The organism is Stenotrophomonas maltophilia group sp. msm1 (assembly GCF_032025805.1).
GTDB lineage: Bacteria > Pseudomonadota > Gammaproteobacteria > Xanthomonadales > Xanthomonadaceae > Stenotrophomonas > Stenotrophomonas hibiscicola.
The window spans coordinates 992,349-1,015,331 of sequence record NZ_JAVSKH010000001.1; the positions used below are offsets into that span (position 1 = coordinate 992,349).

Consider the following 22,983-nt stretch of genomic DNA (forward strand, 5'->3'; position numbering starts at 1 on the left):
GATCGGAATCGGCGGGGTGTCATGTCATTCCGCCGGGGGTAGAGTCGACTGATAGTCGACTATCGCGCGCAGCGCGGGTTTTTCGGTGCCGACAGAGAGAGCAGTCGACTAACAGTCGACTCTACCGATTGCCGATTGCCGATTGCCGATTGCCGATTGCCGATTGCCGATTGCCGATTGTCGATTGTCGATCAGCGGCCGGCACTACCTGCGCCGGCGCAGCAGCTTCCATGCGCCCCAGCCGCCGGTGGCGAGCGCTGCCAGATAGCACGCCACCATCGTGCGCAGGCCGACCAGCGATCCGCCGTTGACGCCGCGATGCAGGCGCAGCTGCAGCGAGCTGTGGCCGCTGCCCAGGTCCACCGCCAGCTGCAGCGCCAGCGCGGCGCAGAACACCAGCAGGGCGACCCCGAACCCGGTGCGTGGCCATGCGGCCTGTGCGTTGGGGCGGCGCAGCAGCCAGGCCAGTGCCGTGGCTGCGGCCAGCGTCACCGCGATCCACATCAGTGGCGTGGCGGGAGATGCCGCGGCCACCGGCAGTGCACCGGTGGCCGCGATCAGGGCAACGCGCTTACTTGCGGGTGCCGTCGAGCCAGTTCGGGCCCTTGTTGGTGAGGAAGAACACATAGACCACCAACGATACCGCGATTGTTGCGGTCACGTAGATGGCGAACCAGTCGACGTGGCCGGTCTTCAGCGCGCCCTGGTACAGCAACGGGGCGGTGCCGCCGTACAGCGAGTTGGCCAGCGCGTAACCCAGGCCTACGCCCAGCGCACGCACGTGGGTGGGGAACAGCTCGGCCTTCACCACCGCGTTGATGGACGTGTAGCCGGTGAGGATGACGAAGGCCAGTGCCAGGGTCAGGAAGGCCAGGGTGGCGTCATGCTGGTGCGGTAGCTGGGTGATCAGGTACCAGCTGTACAGCACGCCGCCGGCGCCGAAGAACACCAGCAGGGTCTTGCGGCCGATGATGTCAGACAGCCAGCCGCCGACCGGCTGCAGCACCATCAGGAACGCCAGCACGCCCAGGTTGATCAGGGTGCCGGTCATCGGATCGTTGCCGGCGAAGGCGCTCTGGATCATCTTCGGGCCGTTCACCGAGTAGGTGTAGAAGGCCACGGTGCCACCGGCGGTGATCAGGAAGCACAGCAGCAGCGGCCGCCACTGGTGCACGAACAGTTCGTACATCGAACCGGATTTCTGTGCCTTGCCCTCGCGCGCGGCCTCGATCGACGACTCCGACAGCGATTCGTCCATGCCACGGCGCAGCCAGAACACCACCACCGCGGCGATGCCGCCGATGCCGAATGCGATGCGCCAGCCCCACTCGGAGATCTCCGGCTTGCCCCAGAAGGTCAGCATCAGCAGCAGGGTCAGCTGGGCCAGCACATGGCCGCCGACCAGGGTGACGTAGTGGAAGGAGGACAGGAAGCCGCGGCGGCCGGGAATGGCCGCCTCGGACATGTAGGTGGCGCTGGCGCCGTACTCGCCACCGGTGGCGAAGCCCTGCAGCAGGCGCGCGAACAGCAGGATCACGGCGGCCCAGATGCCGATGCTGGCGGCGGTGGGGGTGATGGCGATGAGGAACGAACACAGTGCCATCAGCGTGACCGAGACCGTCAGCGCCAGGCGACGGCCATGGCGGTCGGCGAAGCGGCCGAAGAACCAGGCACCAATCGGGCGCATCAGGAAGGTCGCGGCGAAGATCGCCCACACGTACAGGGTGGAGTTCTTGTCGTCCGGCGAGAAGAACTGCGATTCGAAGTACACGGCGAACACCGAGTACACGTAGACGTCGTACCACTCCACCAGGTTGCCGGCGGAGCCTTTGAGGGTGTTGGAGATCGAACGCCGCAGGGCGGCACGGTCGTTCGCGGGTACGGCAGGATGGGACGTGGTGCTCATCTGGGTGGGAATCCTCGATGCGGCGCGTCCGTGCGCAGGGAAAACGGCGCCCGGCCTTGGGGCGGCGCGGCCGGACAGCCCTCTTGGTACTGCATGGGCCGTCAACACGGGGTAGCAGACCAGAGCAGGGTGCATGGATGGATGACAGCGTGCCACCGTATGGGGTCCCGGACCATACTCAAAACGTCCTAGAATCCGCCTTCCCCCGGCTCCCTGGTGTGTCATGTCGGCTCCCCCCTCTTCGTCTGCGGCTGCCCCCCGGGGTGGCCTTGTTGCGCTGGCATTGCTGCTGGTCTACGTGGTCTGGGGCTCGACCTACCTGGGCATCGCCAAGGCCCTGCACGGCGGCGCGCTGCCGCTGACGATGGTGTCCGGCAGCCGGTTCATCATTGCCGGTGGCCTGATGTTCCTGGCCTTGCGCCTGTTCTGGAAGATGCCGAACCCGGCCCTGCGGCAGTGGCGCAACCTGGGCATCATGGGCGTGACCATGTTGGTGCTGGGCAACGGCATGGTGGTGCTGGCCGAGCGCGAGGTGTCCTCGGGACTGGCAGCCACTGCGGTGGCCTCGGTGCCGCTGTGGATGGCGCTGTTCTCGGCGCTGCGCGGCCAGCACGCCAGCCGCGGTGAGTGGCTGGGCATCGCCATCGGCTTCCTCGGCGTGGTCTGGCTCAACGCAGGCAGCAGCCTGACCGCCTCGCCGACCGGGCTGGTGCTGCTGCTGATCGCGCCGGTCGGCTGGGCATTCGGCTCGGTGTGGGCACGCGGACTGGACCTGCCGGGCCCGTTCATGACCGCCGCCGGGCAGATGATCTGTGGCGGTGTGCTGCTGGTGCTGATCGGCCTGGCGGTCGGCGAGCGCCCGACCACGCTGCCCGATACCGGTGGCCTGCTGGCGATGGCCTACCTGTGCGTGTTCGGCTCCATCGTCGCGTTCACCGCCTACGTGTGGCTGCTGCAGAACGTGCGCCCGGCGCTGGCTGGCAGCTATGCATACGTCAATCCGGTCATTGCGGTGCTGCTGGGCGCGCTGCTCAACGGTGAGCGCTTCGGCTGGCGCGACCTGCTGGCGATGGCGGTGATTCTCCTGGGTGTGGTGGTACTGACAATGGCAAGGACGCGCAAGAAATGAGCATGGACGAGAAAGAACAGCGCCGTGGCCTGCTGGTCACGGCTTCCACCTTCGTCATCTGGGGTCTGGTGCCGGTGTACTGGCACCTGCTCAATGAGGTGCCATCGTTCCAGATCATCGCCCACCGCATCATCTGGAGCACCGTGCTGGTGCTGGGCTGGCTGCTGCTCAGCGCACGCCTGGGCTGGTGGCGGAAGATCGCTGCGCAGCCGCGCGCGCTGCCGATTCTGCTGGTCTCGAGCCTGACCATCGCCTTCAACTGGGGCCTGTACATCTGGGCGGTCAACGCCGGCCATGTGATCGAGACCAGCCTGGGCTATTTCATCAACCCGCTGGTGAACGTGCTGCTGGGCGTGCTGGTGCTGAAGGAGCGGCTGCGCCGCCTGCAATGGGTGGCGGTGGCGATGGCGGCAGTGGGCGTGGCCTGGCTGACCATCGATGCCGGCACACCACCATGGATCGCGCTGGGCCTGGCCTGTTCGTTCGGCCTGTACGGCCTGCTGCGCAAGCTGGTTTCGGTCGACCCGGTGGCGGGCCTTGGCGTGGAGAGCATGTACCTGTTCCTGCCGGCGCTGGGCTTCGCGATCTGGGCCGAAAATGGTCATGGTGGCGCGTTCTTCCACGGCTGGGGCTGGCGCAACGACCTGCTGCTGATCTTCGGCGGTGTGGTGACGGCGGTACCGTTGATTGGCTTTGCCTACGGCGTGAAGCGCATTCCGTTGTCACTGGTCGGCATCCTGCAGTACATCGCGCCGAGCCTGCAGCTGCTGCTGGGCGTGTTCTTCTTCCACGAAGCCTTCGACGCCGGCAAGGCGATTGGCTTTGCCGCGATCTGGGCCGGCCTGATCCTGTTCGTCGGCGACAACATCCGCACGATGCGCGCCAAGCGGTAGCATCGGGCCGGATCGACTGGCACGCATGAAAAAAAGAGCGGCGCCCCGGGGGGCGCCGCCCTGCTTCCATCCACCGCCAGGAGAGAGATGGCGGTGGCGGGAACGCGGGTGCAGGCTCAGAAGCGCTGCTGGTACTTCATGTACATGAAACGACCGATGTCGAAGCCGCCGTAGTAGACGAAGCTGCTGTTGGGCTGGCTGTACATGATCGGACCCTGGTGGTCGAACACGTTGTTCAGGCCCAGCGAGACGGTGCCGTCCCACGGCAGGGCGTAACGCACCTGCAGGTCGTGGAAGGTGTTCGAACCCACCTTGTTGGTCGGCGAGGCATCGGTGTAGGCCGAGCTGAAGCCCGGCATGTTGCACTCGTCCATGTAGGAGCACTTCTCCTTCATGCTGGAGTAGTAGCGTGCAGTCCAGCCGATGCCCAGGTTGCCGTACTGCCAGTCCAGGTTGAGGGTAGAGCGCACACGGAAGTTGCCACCCCAGCTGGTCAGCTGTTCCACCGGCGTGGTCGCGGCGTTGTCGTTGCGCTGCTCCAGATAGTCGGTGTAGGTAGTGTTCCAGGTAACTGCGAACTTGCCGAACGCGGTTTCCGGCAGGCGGTAGCGCGCGCTGATGTCATAGCCGGCGGTTTCGCGGTAGCCGGCGTTGACCAGCGAACGGTCCAGCGCGTTGACCTGACCGTTGCTGCCACGGGTGAAGCGGCCGCAGGCGGCGTCCGAGCCCTGCACGTAGCACTGTTCCAGGATGTTGGTGGCCGACTCGCCAACGATGGCGTTGTCGATGCGGATCTTCCACCAGTCCAGGCTGACGTCCAGGCCCTGCACGAAGTCGGGGCTGTAGACCAGGCCCACGGTCCAGGTCTTGGCGGTTTCCGGCTTCAGGTTCGGGTTGGAACCGGAGTTGAAATCGGTGGTGGCCTGCTGGCCCGGCTTGCTGGCCACGCTGCCGTCGCTGTTGAGCTGGCGGAAGTTGGCCGGCACCTTCAGGGCCTTGCAGCGTGCGGCGACGGCGGCGCTGGTGGCGGCAGTGCCGAACGAGGTATCGCACGGGTCGGTGAACGAGTCACGGCTGCTGACAGTGCCGCCGTACAGGTCGTCCACGGTCGGCGCACGGAAGCCGGTGCCGTAGGTGGCGCGCACCAGCAGGCTGTCGATCGGCTTCCACTTCACGCCGAACTTGCTGTTGGTGGTGGAACCGAAATTGTTGTAGTCCGAGTAGCGACCGGCAACGTCCAGCGAAAGCTCGCGGGCGAAGGCCATGTCGGCCAGCAGCGGCACCTGCATTTCCAGGTAGACCTCGTTGAGCGAGTAGTCACCCTGGGTCGGCTTGCCGCTGGTGCCGGCAATCTGGCCGTTCTGCACCATCAGGTCCGGGGTGTAGCGTGCTTCTTCGGTGCGGTGCTCGAAGCCCATCGCAGCCATGATGTCGCCGGCCGGCAGCGAGAACAGCGAACCGGAGATGTTGGCGCTGGCCACCTTGGTGGTGGTCTGGCTCTTGTCCACGTAGCGGGCGAACAGGTAGTCCTGCACGTCCTGGTTGCTCAGCGAGCCCGGGCCGGTGTAGCCCATCGGCGCGGCCGGGTTCCACGGCACGCAGCCGGCGATCACCGCATCGCGGGTACCGCAGTAGGCCACGCCGTTCTCGATGAAGGACGGGCCGACGGCCAGGTTGACGTTCGGCTGGTACATGCTGCCGGTGCCGACGCGCTCGCCTTCATTGCGGTTGTAGGTGTAGCTGACGTTCCAGTCCCAGTAGCGCGAGCCGGTTTCGAAGCTGCCTTCCAGGCCCAGGCTGCCGCGCTTGGTTTCCAGGGTGTTCTCGGTGCCGCGCAGCATCTCTTCGGTGCGATGCGAGAACAGCACGTCCTGGCCCCACAGGTTGAATGCGCTGTCCTTGGACAGGGCGGCGCGGCTGCCGTTGCGCGCCTGCGTGGCGGTGACCGAGTACGGGTAGCCAGCCAGGTGCTTGGTCGATTCGCGCTTGCTGTACATGGCATCGGCAACGATGCGCAGGTCATCGGTGATCGAGAAGCCGCCGTTGGCGAACACCGAGGTGCGCTCCAGGCCGGTCAGCAGGCTCATGTTGGTCTTGGTGTTGGCACCATCGGCCGGGTTCGGCGCGTGGAAGTTGCCGGCGCTGGTCGGGTCGCCGCCCGGACCGACGGTCAGCGGCTTGCCGCCGACGGTGACGCTGCCCCACGGCGTGGTGCCGTTGAGGCCATCGTTCGGATGGCGCGGACCGTTGACGTAGCGGCTGAACTCGCGCGCGCCGCCCATCACTTCGTCTTCCTTGGTGCGCTCGGCACCGACGCTGAACCAGCCGCGGTCGAAGGTCTTGCCGAAGGTGGCACTGTAGGAGCGCTTCTGGCCGTCGCCTTCGCCGTACTGGCCGACGTAGACGCTGGCTTCGCCACCATCGAAGTTCTTGCGGGTGATGATGTTGACCACACCGGCGATGGCGTCCGAGCCGTACAGGGCCGAAGCACCGTCAGTCAGCACTTCCACGCGCTCGACGATGGCCGACGGGATCGAGGCCAGGTCGGAATAACCGCCGGCGCTGACGCCCATGCGGCGGCCGTCGATCAGCACCAGGCTGCGTTCCGGGCCCAGGTTGCGCAGGCTGACATACATTCCGCCGAAATCGCGCGATGAGGTCAGCGACGACGCGCGGCTCATGCTTGGCGAGCCGGCAGCGGTGACATCCTGCAGGATGTCGGCGACATTGACGTAGCCCTTCTTCTCGATCTCGGCGCGGTTGAGTGCGACCACCGGCTGGGCAGTTTCGACACTGGCCTGGCGGATGCGCGAGCCGGTGATTTCGATGCGGTCGAGGTTGGTGGTGTTGTCGCCCGCATCCTGTGCGAAGGCGGGGGTAGTGCAGCTGGCGGCCAGCACGATGACGATCGCGTTGCGCAGCGGGGTGGTCTTCAGGGACATCCGTGAAATCTCGTGTTTCAGAAAAAACATGCGCCCGTTCTGTGGGCGCGTGGGGTGCTGCAAACCAACGTGGGGGGGCCGGATTCTAGAGTGTTTTCATTCGCAACTGTTTGTCGCGATGCCGCGGAATGTGCGTGAACATGAATCGCAACCAACAATCCACAGATGCGCTGTGCGCGGCGTCACGCGCGCTGCGTTTGCGATGGGCAGAGGCATCGATAGCGGCACGAAGCTGGCACGCTTGAGTAGTTGCGACAACGCGTCGCAGTACGCGCTTGTATGCAGGCGCGCAGTCGTTGTGATGCATCTGCCCGCATGAAATGCTCTTCGCCTCGTCATCGAAGGCAGGAGATGAAGGAATGATCCAGCTTGAAGAAGCACGCCGTCGCGTGGAGGCTGCACTTGCCAGCGACGATGAGCCGGTTGCCATCACGCATGAGCACGAAGTGGTCGAAGGCTGGCTGTTCTGCTTCCAGTCGCTGCGCTACCTGCAATCCGGCGAAATCTCGGATGCATTGGCCGGCAATGGGCCGATCTTCGTCGACCGGCATACAGGCGAGCAGCACGCGCTGGGCACGGCGTATCCGCCCGAGGAAGTCCTTCGCCAGCATCTGGCCGCGCGCGGCCCCGCCGTTTGATGCTGCGGCGGCGGATGTCTGAGTTCGGCAACCTGAAAGGGACGGAGCCTTCGCTCCGTCCCTGCAGGATGCGCGAAATGCCGCTGCGTGATGCTCAGGTTTCGCGCAGCGCCGTGGTGATCGGCAAACGTGCCGCGCGCAGCGCCGGGAACAGGCCGCCGACCAGGCCGATGCCCAGCGCCCATTTCAGTCCGGTCCACAGCAGTTCCGGCGATACATGGAACTTGAACACCACCGCGCTGAAGTTGCTGCCGATGGTGGACACGCTGTAGCCGTTGAACACCAGCCACGCCACCGCACAGCCGAGCAGGCCACCCAGCAGCGCCAGCAGCATGGTTTCCAGCATCACCGCCGTCACCACCGGCAGGCCGCGGAAACCGATCGCGCGCATGGTGGCGATCTCGCGCGCACGGGTGGCCACTGCCGCATACATGGTGTTGAGTGCGCCGAACACTGCACCCACCGCCATGATCGTGCCGATCACCTTGCCGAGGATGTCGATCAGCTTGGTCAGCCCACCGCCCTGCTTGCTGTAGTAGACACGGGTGGTTTCCACGTCAAGCTTCAGGCGTGGGTCGGCGGCGACTGCTGCCTTGAACTGCTCGAAGCCGGCCTTGCCCTCGGTACGCACGCTGATCGACTGCCAGGCGCTGCGCTGGTAGGTGGTCGCCAGTGTATCGGCGTCGGTCCACAGCTCCGAATCGTGCGCATCGCCGGTGGCGAACACACCCACCACGGTCCAGGTCTGGTTGCCCAGGGTCAGCGTCCTGCCCACGTCCATGTCGCGGAACTGGCCCTTGGCACCCTGGCCGACCACGATCTCGCGCAGGCCGGTTGCGAACCTGCGGCCTTCGATGATCTTGACCTTGTCATGCACGGCCCAGGCCTGCGGACCGACGCCGCGGAACTGCGCGTTGACGTCGGTGCCGTCGGACTTGGACACCAGGTTGACCACCTGCGACAGTTCCGGTGACAGCAACGGCCGGCCCTGCGCATCGCGGCTGATGCCGGGCAGGGTGGACAGCATCGGTACCTGCTCGCGGGTGATCACCGAGTTGGTCTCGGCCTGCGAGCCACCGCGCAGCACGATGGCGGTGGTGTCATCGCCGGTGTTGTTGAGCGTGGCCTGGAAGCCTTCGCCCATCGCCAGCATCGCCACCAGCACGCCGACCACGCCGGCAATGCCGACCACGATCACCGACGATGCGCCCCAGCGTTGCGGCAGGCTGGCCACGCCGATGCGGGTGGCGGCCAACGCCAGCCGTCCGCCGCGGGTCAGCAGCAGCCACAGCGCCACCAGCACGGCCACGGTCAGCACGCCGATCCACGGCAGGCTGATCCACAGCACCAGGCCGATCGCAAGCAGCAGCACGGTTATGCCGTTGCCCAGCCACTTCTTGAGCTTGTTCATCTGCAATCCTCCTCAGCGGCCGGCCAGTGCATCGACGATTTTCAGGCGCTTGGCACGCAGCGCGGGCAGCAGCCCCACGATGATGCCGATCACCACGATCAGGCCCAGCCCCATCAGCCAGGTTGGTGTCGGTACGTGCGGCGGCAGCATGCCCATGCTCTTCGGGCCGATCGCCGGCAGGATCAGGGCGGCCAGGCCCATGCCGATCAGGCCGCCCAGGCCGATCAGCAGCACCGACTCCACCATCACCAGGGTCAGCACGGTGCCGTCCTTGAAGCCGAGTGTCTTCAGCGTGGCCAGCTCCGGCACGCGCTCACGCACCGCCTGCGCCATGGTGTTGCCGGTCAACAGCAGCAGGGTGAAGAACACCGCACCCATGATCGAGGTGACGATCATGCCGATATCCGCGAACTGCTTGACGAAGGCCTGCTGGAACGCCGATTCGGTCTGGGTCTTGGTCTCGTGGTCGGAGTTGGCCGAGATCGCGTCGATCGCCTGCGCCACCCGCGAAGAGTGGTCCGGGTTGTCCAGCGTCACCGTGTACCAGCTCACCTGGTTCTTGATGTAGTCGTTGGATTCATCGAAGTACTTCCAGTTCATCATCAGCTGGCGTTCTTCGTTGGCGGCCAGCGCACGGTCCTTGGAACGGTAGATGCCCTTGAGCACCAGCGGCCAGTCGTTGCTGCCGCCACGCGGGAAGATCGTGGCCTGCAGCGGGATGGTGTCGCCGATCTTCCAGCCGAACTGCTTGGCCAGGGTTTCGCCGACGATGGCGCCGGTACGGGTCTGCTTCCAGCCTTCCAGCTGTGCCGGGTCGATCTGAAGCTCGCGGTAGACATCGAAGTAGTTGGGGGACACCGAGAAGTTCGGGAAGAAGTTCTTCGGGTCCTGGTAGATGCCGCCGAACCACATGCCGTAGGCCACGTCGCGCACGCCGGCCACCTGGCGGACCTGGGTTTCCAGGCGGATCGGCAGCGACTGGGTGATCGACAGCCGCGATGCGACCACCAGGCGGTTGGCGCCTTCCACGCTGCCGCCGGAGGTGAATGCCACGCGCACCGAATCGAGCATGCCGAACAGCAGGAACGCGGCCACCACGGAGAGCAGGGTCAGCAACGTGCGGGTACGGCTGCGGAACAGCTGCGCCCACACCAACGAGAAGTATTTCATCGCCGTGGCCTCCGTCAGTGGGCCAGCGGCGCGTCGGCCAGCTCGCCCTTGTCCAGGTGCACCGTGTGCGTGGCGTACTCGGCGGCCTTCGGGTCATGGGTGACCATGATGATGGTCTTGCCGTGTTCGCGGTTGAGCTGCTGCAGCAGGCCGAGGATCTCCTCGGCCGACTGGCGGTCGAGGTCGCCGGTGGGTTCGTCGCAGATCAGGAAGGTCGGGTCGGAGACGATCGCCCGCGCGATCGCCACGCGCTGCTGCTGGCCGCCGGACAGTTCATTCGGGCGATGGCTGCGGCGATCGGCCAGGCCCACCAGGGTCAGCGCGATCTCCGCATTGCGGCGGCGCTGCGCCGCATTGAGGTGGGTCAGCAGCAGTGGCAGTTCCACGTTCTTCTGCGCGGTCAGCATCGGCATCAGGTTGTAGAACTGGAACACGAAGCCGACGTGGTGGCTGCGCCAGGTCGACAGCTGGCCGCCGCTCATCTGGTCGATGCGCTCGCCCTCGATGCTGATCTCGCCGCCGCTGGGGTTGTCCAGGCCGCCGATCAGGTTGAGCAGGGTGGACTTGCCCGAGCCGGACGGGCCCATCAGCGCGACGAAGTCGCCGCTGGCGATGTCCAGGTCGATGCCGTGCAGCACCTGCACTTTCTCGGGGCCACGCTGGTAGGTCTTGGTGATGTTGCGCAGTGAAACCAGGGTCGACATGGGTGGTTCTCCACGGAAGGCGGGAAACGGGGAAGCGCCACGGCAGGGGGCCGCAGGCGTGCGTCGAGCGGTGCTGCCGGCGGCGCCCGTGGGCGCCAGGCCGCTACTGCGCTTGTTTCTGTTGCACCTTGGCGCCATCGCGCAGGGTGTCCGGCGGGTTCAGCACCACCGATTCACCTGCGCTCACGCCCTTGAGGATCTGGCGGTCCTTGCCCATCGCCTGGCCAGCCTCGACCGTGCGCTGCTGCACGCGGTTCTCGTCACCCAGTACGAAGGCCACCGAGGCGCCCTCGCGCTGGACCACGGCGCCAGCCGGTACGCGCACGCCCTGCGGTTTGGTTGTGGCCTGCGGCTGTGCCTGTTCCAGGAAGCTGACCCGCACGCCCATTTCCGGCACGATGCGCGGGTCCTTCACCTTCAGCGCCACGCGCACCTTCACCGTGGCCTTGCCGCGGTCGGCGGTGGGGATGATGGCGATCACCTCGCCGGGAATCTTCCATTCGGGGTAGGCGTTGAGCGTGGCTTCCACCGGCATCTTCGGTTGCACGCGGCCGATGAAGGCCTCGCCGACCTCGACTTCGATCTCCAGCGAGTCCATGTCCACGATGGTGCCGATGCCGGTACGGGTGAACCCACCGCCCGCCGACAGCGGCGAGACGATTTCGCCGGGCTGCGCGGCCTTGGCAGTGACCACGCCGGAGAAGGGCGCGCGCACGATGTTGTTGTCCACACCCAGGTCGGCGATGGCCAGCTGGTCGTGGGCGACCTTGACGTTGCGCTGAGCCGTTTCCAGCTGCGCACGCAGGCTGTCGCGCTGGGCCACGGCCTGGTCGTACTGCGAACGTGACACCAGCTGCTGGCCGACCAGTGCCTGCAGGCGGCTGGCTTCGGCGGCGGCCTGCTGCTGCTGCGCCTCCAGCCCGGCCACCTGGCTGCGTGCGGCCTGCAGCTGCGAGGCATACAGGCTGCGCTGCGCATCGGCATCGATCGGGTCCAGCGTGGCCATCACCTGGCCGGCCTCGACCCGCATGCCTTCTTCGATCATCACCTCGCGCACCTTGCCGGTGATCTTGGCCGAGACCGTGGCCATGCGCCGGGCGACCACGTAGCCACTGGCGTCGAGCACCGAACTGCTGGCGCTACCCTGCTGGATGGCCACGGCCGGCGCGGTTTCCACCTCCACGGCCGGCGCACGGCCGAACAGGAACGCCACGGCAGCGGCGATCAGCAGCACGACCACGATGGTCGCGATCCACAACCAACGGCGACCACCGCCGTTGCTGCCACCACCGGAGGCGGGCGGCGGCGACTTGCGGTCGATACGGAGTTCCTTCAACAGCTCGGCAGAAGCGTTCATTCGTTCCATCACAGGCGTTCGGGCGGGTGTGGCCGGAAGCGCGGACGGCGGCGGTTCCGGCGGTGGAGCGTGCGGCACAGCATGAAGGCAGGCACAGCGATGACGGCAGTGACAGCTGTCACCCGATGACACTGACGGCGGCAACTGCGAAATGTGACCGCGGCGGCACAGGATGGCAACGTCCCCGCTGCCGGTACCGCTCATGGATCCGACCACCCCATCGCTGGCCCGCTGCAGCGGTACCGCCAAGCGTACCGTGATCTGCGGCGGGTTGCGCCGGTGCCATCTTGCCGGCGGTGGCGCCTGCGCGCAGCCAGCCGAACTGGCATGATCGGCGGCGATCATCCCCGCCTGGAACCGCCTGTGCCGTCCACCTGGCTTGCCTCCCTGCTGCGCCCCGCGCCGGACTCGGCGGTGGCCGAGACGCTGCGCCGGGGAAAATCACCCTGGAGCGAGGCGATCCACCTGCTGTGGTCGGTGTGGATCTTCCTGACGCCCTTGCTCGGCCATGGCTTCACCCTGCGCTGGCTGCTGCTTACAGTGGCCAGCTATCCGGTGTTCCTGCTGCTGTACGCCAAGGTGATGGTGGCGCCACGCCATCACGCGCCGCGCTATGCCCTGGGCCTGATCGGGATGTCGCTGGTGCTGCTGCCGTGGTACCCGTCCGGGTTGACCTACTTCGTGTTCGGCTGCGTGCTGCTGCGGGTGAGCGGACGCGGTGGCTGGTGGCAGTACCTGCTGCAGCTCACTGGCCTGAACCTCCTGTTCTGCGGCCTCGCACTGCTGTTCCAGTACCCGTGGCAGAGCCTGGTCTGGATCCCCGCCGTGTCCTATATCGTCGGGTTGGTCGTGAACGTGGAGGCACTCAACCAGCAGAAGGATGCGGCACTGCAGCTTTCGCAGGACGAGGTGCGGCGGCTCGCAGCCACCGCCGAGCGCGAACGCATCGGCCGCGACCTGCACGACCTGCTCGGCCACACCCTGTCGTTGATCACGTTGAAGCTGGAACTGGCCCGCAAGCTGCACGATCGTGGCGACGCGCGGGCGCGGCAGGAAATCGGCGAAGCCGAGGACATTGCCCGCGAAGCGCTGGCGCAGGTGCGCAGCGCGGTCACCGGTATCCGCGCCAGTGACCTGGCCGGTGAGCTGGCGTCGGCGCGGCTGCTGCTGGAGTGCCAGCAGGTCCACCTTCAATACGCACCACCACCGGCGATGCCGGTGGATGTCGAACGCGGTCTGGCGCTGGTGCTGCGCGAGGCCGCGACCAACATCGTGCGCCATGCACAGGCGACACAGGCACGGGTGGAATTCATGCTGGAAGGACGCATGCTGGCGATGCAGATCCGCGATGATGGTCGTGGCGGTGTGCAGGCCGAGGGCAACGGGTTGTGTGGCATGCGCGAACGCGTGGCCGCCCTGGGGGGCAACCTTCAGATTCAGTCCGCAAAGGGCGAGGGCACGCTGCTGACCGTGCGCGTGCCACTGGCTGCCGCGACCACACCGTTGCCGCCAGGCACGCCGTCGTCGCTGGTGCAGGACGGTGCCGCATGATCCGCATCCTGCTGGCCGAGGACCAGGCGATGGTGCGCGGTGCACTGTCGGCGTTGCTGGGCCTGGAGCCGGATATCGAGGTGCTGGGCAGCGCCGCCGACGGCGAAACCGCGTGGCGCATGCTGCAGCAGCTGCAGCCTGACATCCTGGTCACCGACATCGAGATGCCGGGCCTGTCCGGGCTCGAGCTTGCCCAGCGCATCGCGCGTCACGAGCTGCCGATCAAGGTGGTGATCGTGACCACCTTCGCCCGCGCCGGCTTCCTGCGCCGCGCGCTGGAAGCCGGCGTGCTGGGCTACCTGCTGAAGGATGCACCGGCCGAGAACCTGGCCGATGCACTGCACAAGGTGAAGCAGGGCATCCGCGCGATCGACCCGCAGCTGGCGCTGGATGCATGGTCGCAGGCCGACCCGCTGACCGACCGCGAGCGCCGTGTGCTGCGTCTGGCAGGGGAGGGCCGAACCGCCAGCGAGATTGCCGAGCAGCTGGGGTTGTCGCACGGTACGGTGCGCAATTACCTGTCCGAGTGCATCGGCAAGCTGGGCGTGGCCAACCGGATCGAGGCGTATCGGCTGGCGCGGCAGAAGGGATGGTTGTAGGGGCGTGCGCCGCCGCACTGGTAGCGCCGGGCGCTGCCCGGCGGATCATTTCCGCGACCGCGGAGGGGGTGTCACTTTCTTTGCGCGCAAAGAAAGTAACCAAAGAAACGCTCCGCCGGCCGCGAGCCGGTGTGCTTCGCACGCCGGTGCCCTGCGCTCCTCGGTCCGTCGAGGGACGGCGCGGGAACTCGCTGCGCTCAGACACCCGCACCTCTTCGCCCTCGCCGGACCTGCGGTGCTCGGCTCGCTCAAGGCGGACTGGAAGGTCAAGATCAACAGCATCCACGCATGGCGTGGATCTACTGGGTGCAGCTGTCGCTCTTGATGTTGGGTCCGCCTTGAGCGAGCCGAGCATCGCAGGGGAATCAGGGGCGAAGAGGCGCCGGTGTTTGAGCGTAGCGAGTTCGGCGCCGTCCCCTGATTCACCGAGAAGCACAGGGCACCGGTGCGCAGCACCGGCTCGCGCTCTGGCGGCGCGTTTCTTTTGGTTACTTTTCTTTTCGCGCGAAAAGAAAAGTGACACCCCCCGCGGTCGCGGAAACAATCCGCCGGGAACGCCCGGCGAACCCCATCAATCCTTCCCGCGCGCCATCGCCTGGAACACGCCATCCCGCCGCACCCACAAATGGAACAGCGCCGCCCCCACATGCATCAGCACCGTGGCGAACAACACATACGCCAACAAGCTGTGCGCATTACGCAGCGCGGCATACAACGCCGGGGTGTGCGGCACGATCGGCGGCAGGTGCAGGCCGCCCCACAGCACGATCGGGTAACCGCCTGCCGACAGCATCGCCCAGCCGATCAACGGCATCGCCAGCATCAGCGCATACAACATCCAGTGCGAGGCCTTGGCCGCCAGCACCTGCCAGGCGGGCAGGTCGGAAGGCAGCGGCGGCGGGCGATGGCGCAGCCGGTTGTACAGGCGCAGCAGCACCAGCACCAGGATGGCGATGCCCAGCGGGCGGTGCAGGTCGATCAGCATTGGCCGCAGGTGCAGTGAGGCGACCATGGTCACGCCGATGAACAGCATGGCGATGATCATCAGTGCCATGGACCAGTGCAGCACCCGCGCCAGCAGGTTGAAGTGGCCGTTGCCGATGCTCATCGTGCGGCCTCCTTCGGTTGTTCGACGTTGCCGGTGGCGCGCTCGCGTTCGCGGCGGTTGAAGGACTGCGAATACACCGCCGAGCGGGCGGCCAGGATCGGATCGTCACTGCCGCGCACGCCGCTGGGCAGGATCAGCGGATCGAAGTTGATCTGACCGCAGGCACCCTGTTCCTGCGACTGCATGCGGTCCACGCTGAGTACGCCCGCCACTACCTGGTCACGCGACTCGGGCCATGGCACCGACGGATCATCGATGGCATCGCCGGGCTCGGCGGTGGTCACGACCAGGTTCCAGCGCACCGGGCCGTTGGCCAGGCGCTGCTGCAGTTCCTGGCTGAGGAAATCGACGCTGGCCTGCTTGCGCGTTTCCGCATCCATCTCCACCACCGGCGCCTGCGGCTGCCAGCGCCAGCGCACCGCGCGCTTCTGGCCCTGCGCATTGGTGAACCAGAAGCTGTTGACGCTGTTGAAGGTGGTGTCGGCCCAGCTGCTGGTCCACGGCGCCGTCTTGGCCCACTGCTGGAAGGCCTGCGCACTGGGGTACTTCGCCAGCACCGCAGCCATCTTCTGCGGGTCGGGCTTGCCGGTGGCCGGGTCGGGAATGGAAGCGCGGGTCTGCTCGTAGAACGCCTCGGCGCTGGGCACCGCGAAGAACGGGAAGCTGTTCATCGCCATGCGCCATTCCTGCCCATCATCGCTGACCATCTGCACCGCGAGGCTGCGCACGCGTGCAGTGTTGTCGGCGCCGTACGGGTCGCCGCCGCCGATCGACAGGCGGCCCATCACCGGCACGCGGCGCTGCGAGAACACCCGTGCACTGGACAGGGTGCGGGCCTGCGCACTGGGTTCGAACCAGCCGCTCACGCAGATGCCCTTGCTGTGCGCGCGGCGGAAGCCCGGGTGGGCCGGGCCGGTGGCCTCGATGGTATCGGTGAAGCGCTGCGCGGTGAGGCGGTTTCCAATCCAGCCGGCCAGCCAGGCGAAGGCCAGCGCGACGGCACCCAGAATGAGCGCGATCAGTGCGATCCAGAGCAGCGGCGAATGCCTGCGCGGTGCGCCCGCCGTCTGGCCGGCACGGGTGTAGCGGAAGAGCGACATGGTCGGAGTCCTGCCTTCACGGAGCGTGTGGGTGGTCGACCCACACATCCTCGCAGAACCCTTCCAGGCCCGGTATTCAAATTTTCGTCAAGTTTGCCGGGGACGGCGTGCCGACCAAGGTCGGCACCCACCCGATCAGCTGTAGCGCGCCTTCAGCATCGCCCACGCCGAGCGCAACGCCAGCGCTTCGCCACCGGCCGGACGGCCCGGGCGTTCGCCGTCGTTCCAGGCGTACACGTCCAGATGCGCCCAGCGTTGGCCGTCTTCCAGGAAGCGCTCCAGGTACAGCGCGGCGGTCACCGAGCCGGCCATGCGCGAACCGGCGTTGGCCAGGTCGGCAATGCCGCTGCTCAGGTAGCGCAGGTAAGGGCGCCACAGCGGCATGCGCCAGACCGGGTCGCGGGTCGCGTCACCGGCCTGCAGCCACTGCTGGGCCACCGTGTCATCGTTGCTGAAGAGCGCTGGCAGATCCGGGCCCAGTGCGATGCGCGCGGCACCGGTGAGGGTGGCGAAGTCCAGCACCAGGTCCGGCTTCTGTTCACCGGCGAAGGTCAATGCGTCGCACAGGATCACGCGGCCTTCGGCGTCGGTGTTGTCGATCTCCACGCTCAGGCCCTTGCGGGTGGCGATCACTTCACCCGGGCGGAACGCGTCCGGACCGATCGCGTTTTCCACCGCCGGCACCAGCAGGGTCAAACGTACCGGCAGCCCGCGTGCCATCACCAGGCCGGCCAGGGCCAGCGCATGCGCGGCGCCGCCCATGTCCTTCTTCATGTTGCGCATGCCGTCGGCCGGCTTGATGTCCAGGCCGCCGGTGTCGAAGCAGACGCCCTTGCCGACCAGCACCAGCGACGGATCGGTGTCCTTGCCCCAGCGCAGCACCACCAGACGCGGCGCGCGGTGCGATGCGCGGCCCACGGCGTGGATGGCCGGGAAGTTGTGCTTCAGCAGTTCGTCACCGGTGATCGCCTCGACCTGCGCGCCGTGCGCAGCGGCCAAGGCGCGGGCAGCGTCTTCCAGCTGCTGCGGGCCCATATCTTCGGTGGGAGTGTTGACCCAGTCGCGCACGCGCAGGCTGGCGGTGATCAGGTCGGCCACCTCGCCGGTCGGCGCGGCTACCAGTTGCGCCGGTGCGCGGTGGCGCTTGCGGTAGCGGTCGAAGCGGTAGCTGCCCAAGCCCCAGCCCAGCTGCAGCAGCGCCTGTTCGGCGGCCGGCAGTTCGTTGGCCAGCTGCCACACGCTGCCTTCCGGCAGGGCGTGCGGGGCATGCGAATAGCTGTAGGCATCGGCGCGATCACCCACACCGATCACCGCTCCGGACAGGCCATCGGCGCCGGGCAGCAACGCCGTGGTGAAGGCACCGGCGGTGAAGCCCTGCGATGCCAGCCAGGCCTGGGTGGCGGCCGGTTGGCCGTCCTTCCAGGCGGCGAACTGCTCGCGGTCCAGCACGTACAGCGGCAGCGCTGCGGCGGTGTCGGCAGTGAAACCAGTGATCTCGCTCATGCGTCAGGTACTCCGGAGTGCGGCGGCGTCGAGGTTGGCATCCAACCAGTCGGCCAGGCCGGTGAGGGTGTCGAACTGCAGGTCCGGCTGCAGCTGCGGATGGGTCCAGGTGGCTGCCTCGCGGTTGATCCAGCACCCGCGCAGGCCGGCGGCAATCGCCCCGGCCACGTCCATGTCGGCATGATCGCCGACATGCAGTACCTGTGCCGGCGCGACACCCAGTCGGGTGCAGGCAGCGTGGAAGATGCTGGCTTCGGGCTTGGCCGCGCCGTGCTCGCGCGCACCCAGCTGGAAGGTGAAATGATGGGCCAGGCCGACCCGTTCCAGGTCGGCATTGCCATTGCTCAGCGCCGCCACCGGAACCCGCGCGGCAATCCGTGCCAGTGCATCGATCGCATCGGGATAGCACTCCACCTGGTTGCGTGCGGCGTAGAACACTTCATACGCAGGCTCCAGCAGATCGAGGCTGGCACCGCTGGTGTGCAGTGCTTCGTGCAGGGTCAGCCGGCGCAGCGCACTCAGGTCGTGGTGGAGGTGCGGATGGGCGTGGTACAGCCGCTCGCGCAGTTCGCGCATCGCCTCCACCGGATACATCGCGGCGGTAGCGGGGCTGTGTTCGCACATCCAGGTGTGCAGGACCTGTTCGATGCGGGCGCCGATCGGAGCGAACGGCCACAGCGTGTCGTCAAGGTCGAGGGTGATGGCTTGGACGGGGAAATTCACCCCGCCATTCTACCCCTGCCCGCGCGGGCTTTCATTCCAGCAGGCGTGCCCAGCCCTGCATGCCGTCCAGGCGTGCCAGCACCAGCTTGATGCACACCAGCAGCGGCACCGCCAGCAGCAGCCCGATCATGCCCCAGGCCCAGCCGAACACCATCAGCGCCAGGATCAGCACCAGCGGCGACAGCTTCATCCGACGGCCCAGCACGATCGGGGTCACCATCTGCCCTTCCAGTGTGTGCAGGCCCAGGTAGGCGGCTGCGGGCAGCAGGGCCTGCAGCGGGTCGCGGAACTCGACGAAGCCCATCAACAGCATCAGCGCCACGCCGATCAGCGGACCCACATACGGCGCAAAATTCAGCAGCGCGGCCACCGTGCCCCACAGCAGCGCTTCCTGCAGGCCGATACCGAGCAGCATCAGCACGCCGGCGAACACCAGCCCGACCAAGGTGTTGATCACGCTGATGGTCAGCACGTAACGCGAGACCTCGCGTTCGATCGAACGCAGGATGTCCGTAGTGAAGCGCTGCTGCTGGCGGTTGGGGAACAGGGCGATCGCCGCGCGCTGCAGGCTCTGCCCGTAGATCATGAAGAACAGCGTCAGCAGCACCACGGCCAACACCGAGGCAGCCAGCCGCGGTGCACGGGTCAGCATGCGGTAGGGGTCGTCGAGCTGGGTGCGGATCACCTGCACCTTGTGGTTGCTGTCACCGCCGGCCACACGGGCGAAGTTTTCCGCCGCCTGGTTGGCCTGCTGCACCGGCTTGGTCAGGTTCTGCACCTGGCGGGCGACCTTGCGCAGCTGCTGCGGTGCTTCCTGCGCCCATTCCATCGCCGGTCCGATCAGCTGCACGGCCAGAGAACCGGTCACGCCCAGGCCCGCACCGAGGATCAACAGCGCGCCCAGCGCGCGCGGGATCCACAGCTTCTGCAGCAGGCGCAGGATGGGATTGCCGACCAGCGCGAAGAACATCGCAAGCAGCACCGGCAGGATGATGTCCTGCGCCGCCCATAGCGTATAGCCCACGGCCAGGGTCGCCAGCACAACCAGCGACATCGGTCCGCGTGGGCGCGACGGGGGCGGCAGCGGTGCCTCGGATGCGTCGTGGCCGGCCGGTGACGGGGACAGGGAGGACTCGCTCATCGACGCATCAGCCGGAAAGGGGAGCGCATTATCCGCCGGCCGCGACCGGCGCGGCGGATTCCAGGGATCAACGTTCGGACAGCTCGGTGGCCGCCTCGGCCGGGCGCGGTCCGCGCAGGTCCGGTTCCGGCTCCGGCTCCGGCACAGCTCGCGCTGCCGCTGCGGGCCGTGCTTCAGCGGCGGAGGCCGCTGCGTGTGCCTGTTCGCTGGCATCGCCGGCTTCTTCGGCCGCATCGTCGGCGGTGGCCGCCGCCTGCGCCGCCATCGCCGTGGCGAACGCCGCCTGCGCACTGGCGAACAGGTTCGAGACCGAACCCACCATCTGCAGCCAGCGCGCACCGTTGACCTTGCCCGGCATTTCCAGCTTGCCGGCAATGAAGCCACCGGCCAGGCCCACTACCACGATGCGTAGTGGCGACCAGCCCTGGCGCCAGACCTGGCCGAGCGTCGACCAGTGGTCCTGGGTCTCGACCAGACGCACGGTTACCACCTGTTCGCAGCGCTTCACCCGACGCTGCAGCGCACCGAACTTCATGGCTTGCCCTCTGGCAGCTCCACATCGGCATCGGGGTCGTCTTCGCTGGGCTCGTCGAACAGGCCCAGGCGGGACAGCTGGCGCCGGGTGGCGTGCATGCCGGTGTGGTGGAAGAAGTAGGACACCCGCCAGATCGCATAACCGGTGACGGCCAGGCTCAGCAGCGAGGTGATCAGCAGTGCCTGCAGCCAGCTCAGGCCCCAGCTTTGCAGCAGCGCGATAAGGGTGGCGGCCATGAGCAGCCAGGCCGACGCACCAAATACGATCGCTACGCCGGCCCAGGCCAGCGCGCGGCCGAAGGCACTGCGTGCCAGCGCGAAGTCGGCCGAGGCCAACCGGCGCAGCGAACGCAGCGAGTGCTTGGCCGAGTCGGCAGCGGCACGACCGGCCGCGCCGACCTGGCGGATGCTCTCATCCAGCGGCGGGGTAGCCGCCGGATCAGGGGCTTGCGCGTTGTCTTCGCTCACGCCGCGGCTTACTTGTCGCTGCTGCCGCGGGCCAGCTTGGCGATGATCCAGCCGGCCGCGAAGGCAACACCGAACGAGGCCAGCGGACGCTCACGGATCAATTCGGCGGCGCTGTCGATCAGGTCCTTGCCCTTGTCCATCAGCGCATCGACCTGCTCCTTGGCGGCGGCACCACCAAACTCGGCAGCGGCCAGGCCGGACAGTGCGCTGTCGGACAGTTCAGCCTTGACGTTGGCCTTGCCGATGCGCAGTTCGTCGGTCGCGGCACCGGTGGCGCCCTTGATCGCACCGCCGGCGGCGCTGGCGGCCTGCTTCAGGTGGGAACCGGCTTCACCCAGGTGTTCCTTCAGGTTCTCGGTATTGGTGGGGCTCATCGAATCACTCCTGTTGCGATGGGGGAACGGCGTCGGCGGTGCCGACCTGGACTGACAGCAATAGCATTGCCGGGGTATAGGGGGTGTTACGGCAGGGCGATCAGCGCATCACGAGCTGGCCCTGCTGCTGGCCGTTGTTGCGCAGCACGCGCACCACCAGGGTCGGCGGGCGTTGCTGGAAGTTGGCGCGCCAACTGGCCAGGTCGGCGAATTCGCCCACGGTGGCGTCGGTGATGATGTCGCCCTGCTGCAGGCCGTTGCTGGCAGCGCGGCTGCCGCGCTTGACCTCGCTGACCAGCACGCCGCCGACACCGGATTGGCGCAGTGACTCGGGCAGGTCGACGAAGGTCGCACCGGTCAGGCGCGGGTCCAGGCTCTCACCGGTGACCGCGCGCGCCTGTTCCTTCAGTGTCGCCTTGATCTGCAGTGGCTTGCCTTCGCGGCGTACGTCCAGCGTCATCGCGCTGCCGACGGCCGCCAGGCCTTCCACGTTGTGCAGGGCCTCGGCGCTGTCCACGCGCTGGCCGTTGGCCGACACCACCACGTCGCCCGGCTTCAGCCCGGCTGCGGCGGCGGCCGAGCCGGCCAGCACGCGGGTGATCAGCGCACCGCGGGTTTCGCCCAGGCCCAGGCCCTGCGCGATCTGCGCGGTCAGGTTCTGGCTTTCCACGCCCAGCGTGCCGCGCACCACCACGCCGTGCTTGACCAGCTGGTCGACCACGCTGCGCGCCAGGTTGGAAGGAATCGCCAGGCCCAGGCCGATGTTGCCGGCCATGCTGCCCTGCGGGTTGAAGCTGGCGGTATTGATGCCGACCAGCTGGCCCTGCAGGTCGACCAGCGCGCCACCGGAGTTGCCCGGATTGATCGACGCATCGGTCTGGATGAAGTTCTGGTAGCCCAGCCCGCGGATGCCGCTGCGGCCCACCGCCGAAACGATACCCGAGGTAACGGTCTGGCTGAAGCCGAACGGGTTGCCGATGGCCACCACGAAGTCGCCTACGCGCAGCTGGTCGCTGTTGCCGAGCTTGATGTCGGTCAGGTTCTGCGCCGGGATGCGGATCAGCGCGATGTCGGTGTCGCGGTCCGAGCCGAGGAACTCGGCCTTGACCGTGCGCCCGTCCGCCAGTGTCACCTGTACGTCATCGGCGTTGTCGATGACATGGTGGTTGGTCAGCACCAGCCCCTCCTTGGCGTCGATGATCACGCCCGAGCCCAGCGATTCGTTGATGCGTTCCTGTGGGATATCCGGGAACAGGCGGCGGAAGAATGGGTCGTTGAAGAAGGGGTTGCGCACGCGCACCACCTGCTTGGTGTTGACACTGACCACCGCCGGCATTGCCTTTTCCAGCATCGGTGCCAGCGACGGCACCGCCTGACCGGCCACCGAAGCCGGCAAGGCCGCCGTGGTCGGCAACACCGCCGGCAGCGGCGCGGCGTCGGCACGGTTGTCCATGTGGGCATTGATGCCGGTGGCAACGAAGCCACCGAAGGCGGCGGCGATTGCGAGCGTGAGCAGGGTAGGAAGCGGTCGCATGGGAGTCGGTTCGCTGGCGTGGGTGGGGGCGGTACGGCCCTACGGTAGAACAAGCTGAATGAGTGTGTCGCGATATGGATAAATGCGCCATGAAAACGCCATGCCCGGAACCCGGTCCAGCATCGCTACCGTGGGCCGCAGGCGGCAACGCCGGAGGTTCCTCGCACTGTGCCGACGTCTGCCCAGGCGCGTGGGTAT

Annotated in this window: 21 protein-coding genes; 5 read left to right on the forward strand and 16 right to left on the reverse strand. The window is 67.2% G+C overall.

What is annotated here, in order from left to right:
- Positions 1-204 precede the first annotated feature (204 nt).
- Both ROV95_RS04365 and ROV95_RS04370 read right to left on the reverse strand, forming a co-directional pair.
- Positions 205-504, reverse strand: coding sequence for a hypothetical protein (locus ROV95_RS04365; protein WP_312543812.1), 300 nt, complete (start codon positions 502-504; stop codon positions 205-207).
- Positions 505-571: 67 nt separating this feature from the next.
- Positions 572-1,906 (reverse strand): MFS transporter, encoded by a 1,335-nt coding sequence (locus ROV95_RS04370; RefSeq protein WP_312543220.1) that lies wholly within the window; start codon positions 1,904-1,906, stop codon positions 572-574.
- Positions 1,907-2,129: 223 nt separating this feature from the next.
- Here ROV95_RS04370 and yedA point away from each other — a divergent pair, with 223 nt between their 5' ends.
- Entirely contained in the window at positions 2,130-3,035 is a 906-nt protein-coding gene (gene yedA, locus ROV95_RS04375; protein ID WP_312543222.1) for a drug/metabolite exporter YedA, read from the forward strand.
- A complete protein-coding gene (gene rarD, locus ROV95_RS04380; protein WP_019661822.1) occupies positions 3,032-3,928 on the forward strand; it encodes an EamA family transporter RarD in 897 nt (298 codons plus the stop codon). Before yedA ends, rarD begins: the two co-directional genes overlap by 4 nt.
- A 116-nt stretch (positions 3,929-4,044) precedes the next feature.
- On the opposite strand, the gene ROV95_RS04385 is transcribed toward rarD, so the two are convergent.
- The gene (locus ROV95_RS04385; protein ID WP_312543223.1) at positions 4,045-6,870 is read right to left on the reverse strand and encodes a TonB-dependent receptor; all 2,826 of its coding nucleotides are present in this window, start codon (positions 6,868-6,870) and stop codon (positions 4,045-4,047) included.
- A 359-nt stretch (positions 6,871-7,229) separates the two neighbouring features.
- Between ROV95_RS04385 and ROV95_RS04390 the strand changes: the two genes are divergently transcribed.
- Positions 7,230-7,508, forward strand: a complete 279-nt coding sequence (locus ROV95_RS04390; protein ID WP_019661820.1) for a YrhB domain-containing protein — start codon at positions 7,230-7,232, stop codon at positions 7,506-7,508.
- 94 nt (positions 7,509-7,602) lie between these two features.
- On the opposite strand, the gene ROV95_RS04395 is transcribed toward ROV95_RS04390, so the two are convergent.
- From ROV95_RS04395 to ROV95_RS04410, 4 genes are all read right to left on the reverse strand, one after another.
- Positions 7,603-8,919, reverse strand: a complete 1,317-nt coding sequence (locus tag ROV95_RS04395) for an ABC transporter permease (RefSeq protein WP_134735241.1) — start codon at positions 8,917-8,919, stop codon at positions 7,603-7,605.
- Between the two features lie 12 nt (positions 8,920-8,931).
- The gene (locus tag ROV95_RS04400; protein WP_312543227.1) at positions 8,932-10,089 is read right to left on the reverse strand and encodes an ABC transporter permease; all 1,158 of its coding nucleotides are present in this window, start codon (positions 10,087-10,089) and stop codon (positions 8,932-8,934) included.
- Between the two features lie 14 nt (positions 10,090-10,103).
- Complete coding sequence (locus ROV95_RS04405; protein ID WP_312543229.1) at positions 10,104-10,793, reverse strand: ABC transporter ATP-binding protein; 690 nt, start codon at positions 10,791-10,793, stop codon at positions 10,104-10,106.
- Between the two features lie 103 nt (positions 10,794-10,896).
- Positions 10,897-12,150, reverse strand: coding sequence for an efflux RND transporter periplasmic adaptor subunit (locus ROV95_RS04410; protein WP_312543230.1), 1,254 nt, complete (start codon positions 12,148-12,150; stop codon positions 10,897-10,899).
- Positions 12,151-12,477: 327 nt separating this feature from the next.
- On the opposite strand from ROV95_RS04410, the gene ROV95_RS04415 reads away from it, so the two are divergent.
- Both ROV95_RS04415 and ROV95_RS04420 read left to right on the forward strand, forming a co-directional pair.
- Positions 12,478-13,701, forward strand: coding sequence for a sensor histidine kinase (locus ROV95_RS04415; RefSeq protein ID WP_155028822.1), 1,224 nt, complete (start codon positions 12,478-12,480; stop codon positions 13,699-13,701).
- Positions 13,698-14,300 (forward strand): response regulator transcription factor, encoded by a 603-nt coding sequence (locus tag ROV95_RS04420; RefSeq protein WP_312543232.1) that lies wholly within the window; start codon positions 13,698-13,700, stop codon positions 14,298-14,300. Before ROV95_RS04415 ends, ROV95_RS04420 begins: the two co-directional genes overlap by 4 nt.
- 571 nt (positions 14,301-14,871) lie before the next feature.
- Here ROV95_RS04420 and ROV95_RS04425 read toward each other — a convergent pair.
- The 9 genes from ROV95_RS04425 to ROV95_RS04465 form a co-directional block, all read right to left on the reverse strand.
- Positions 14,872-15,408, reverse strand: a complete 537-nt coding sequence (locus ROV95_RS04425; RefSeq protein ID WP_019661813.1) for a cytochrome b — start codon at positions 15,406-15,408, stop codon at positions 14,872-14,874.
- Entirely contained in the window at positions 15,405-16,508 is a 1,104-nt protein-coding gene (locus ROV95_RS04430) for a catalase family peroxidase (RefSeq protein WP_021204733.1), read from the reverse strand. Before ROV95_RS04430 ends, ROV95_RS04425 begins: the two co-directional genes overlap by 4 nt.
- Before the next feature lie 135 nt (positions 16,509-16,643).
- On the reverse strand, positions 16,644-18,011 hold the full coding sequence (locus tag ROV95_RS04435) for a M17 family metallopeptidase (protein ID WP_312543234.1): 1,368 nt from the start codon (positions 18,009-18,011) through the stop codon (positions 16,644-16,646).
- Positions 18,012-18,014: 3 nt separating this feature from the next.
- On the reverse strand, positions 18,015-18,734 hold the full coding sequence (locus tag ROV95_RS04440) for an HAD-IA family hydrolase (protein ID WP_312543236.1): 720 nt from the start codon (positions 18,732-18,734) through the stop codon (positions 18,015-18,017).
- 31 nt (positions 18,735-18,765) lie between these two features.
- Positions 18,766-19,875: an AI-2E family transporter gene (locus ROV95_RS04445; RefSeq protein WP_019661808.1), complete on the reverse strand. Its 1,110-nt coding sequence runs from the start codon at positions 19,873-19,875 to the stop codon at positions 18,766-18,768.
- A gap of 67 nt (positions 19,876-19,942) precedes the next feature.
- Complete coding sequence (locus tag ROV95_RS04450) at positions 19,943-20,410, reverse strand: protein sip-5 (protein ID WP_312543237.1); 468 nt, start codon at positions 20,408-20,410, stop codon at positions 19,943-19,945.
- Positions 20,407-20,877, reverse strand: a complete 471-nt coding sequence (locus ROV95_RS04455; protein ID WP_019661806.1) for a phage holin family protein — start codon at positions 20,875-20,877, stop codon at positions 20,407-20,409. Before ROV95_RS04455 ends, ROV95_RS04450 begins: the two co-directional genes overlap by 4 nt.
- 8 nt (positions 20,878-20,885) lie before the next feature.
- Positions 20,886-21,251: a hypothetical protein gene (locus ROV95_RS04460; RefSeq protein ID WP_010486932.1), complete on the reverse strand. Its 366-nt coding sequence runs from the start codon at positions 21,249-21,251 to the stop codon at positions 20,886-20,888.
- 100 nt (positions 21,252-21,351) lie between these two features.
- Positions 21,352-22,785: a Do family serine endopeptidase gene (locus ROV95_RS04465; protein ID WP_019661805.1), complete on the reverse strand. Its 1,434-nt coding sequence runs from the start codon at positions 22,783-22,785 to the stop codon at positions 21,352-21,354.
- Between the last annotated feature and the right edge of the window lie 198 nt (positions 22,786-22,983).

Coding starts and splice junctions, on each gene's coding strand:
- ROV95_RS04365 (WP_312543812.1), bottom strand. CDS start 504: ATGTGGATCGCGGTGACGCTGGCCGCAGCCACGGCACTGGCCTGGCTG.
- ROV95_RS04370 (WP_312543220.1), bottom strand. CDS start 1,906: ATGAGCACCACGTCCCATCCTGCCGTACCCGCGAACGACCGTGCCGCC.
- yedA (WP_312543222.1), top strand. CDS start 2,130: ATGTCGGCTCCCCCCTCTTCGTCTGCGGCTGCCCCCCGGGGTGGCCTT.
- rarD (WP_019661822.1), top strand. CDS start 3,032: ATGAGCATGGACGAGAAAGAACAGCGCCGTGGCCTGCTGGTCACGGCT.
- ROV95_RS04385 (WP_312543223.1), bottom strand. CDS start 6,870: ATGTCCCTGAAGACCACCCCGCTGCGCAACGCGATCGTCATCGTGCTG.
- ROV95_RS04390 (WP_019661820.1), top strand. CDS start 7,230: ATGATCCAGCTTGAAGAAGCACGCCGTCGCGTGGAGGCTGCACTTGCC.
- ROV95_RS04395 (WP_134735241.1), bottom strand. CDS start 8,919: ATGAACAAGCTCAAGAAGTGGCTGGGCAACGGCATAACCGTGCTGCTG.
- ROV95_RS04400 (WP_312543227.1), bottom strand. CDS start 10,089: ATGAAATACTTCTCGTTGGTGTGGGCGCAGCTGTTCCGCAGCCGTACC.
- ROV95_RS04405 (WP_312543229.1), bottom strand. CDS start 10,793: ATGTCGACCCTGGTTTCACTGCGCAACATCACCAAGACCTACCAGCGT.
- ROV95_RS04410 (WP_312543230.1), bottom strand. CDS start 12,150: ATGAACGCTTCTGCCGAGCTGTTGAAGGAACTCCGTATCGACCGCAAG.
- ROV95_RS04415 (WP_155028822.1), top strand. CDS start 12,478: ATGATCGGCGGCGATCATCCCCGCCTGGAACCGCCTGTGCCGTCCACC.
- ROV95_RS04420 (WP_312543232.1), top strand. CDS start 13,698: ATGATCCGCATCCTGCTGGCCGAGGACCAGGCGATGGTGCGCGGTGCA.
- ROV95_RS04425 (WP_019661813.1), bottom strand. CDS start 15,408: ATGAGCATCGGCAACGGCCACTTCAACCTGCTGGCGCGGGTGCTGCAC.
- ROV95_RS04430 (WP_021204733.1), bottom strand. CDS start 16,508: ATGTCGCTCTTCCGCTACACCCGTGCCGGCCAGACGGCGGGCGCACCG.
- ROV95_RS04435 (WP_312543234.1), bottom strand. CDS start 18,011: ATGAGCGAGATCACTGGTTTCACTGCCGACACCGCCGCAGCGCTGCCG.
- ROV95_RS04445 (WP_019661808.1), bottom strand. CDS start 19,875: ATGAGCGAGTCCTCCCTGTCCCCGTCACCGGCCGGCCACGACGCATCC.
- ROV95_RS04450 (WP_312543237.1), bottom strand. CDS start 20,410: ATGAAGTTCGGTGCGCTGCAGCGTCGGGTGAAGCGCTGCGAACAGGTG.
- ROV95_RS04460 (WP_010486932.1), bottom strand. CDS start 21,251: ATGAGCCCCACCAATACCGAGAACCTGAAGGAACACCTGGGTGAAGCC.
- ROV95_RS04465 (WP_019661805.1), bottom strand. CDS start 22,785: ATGCGACCGCTTCCTACCCTGCTCACGCTCGCAATCGCCGCCGCCTTC.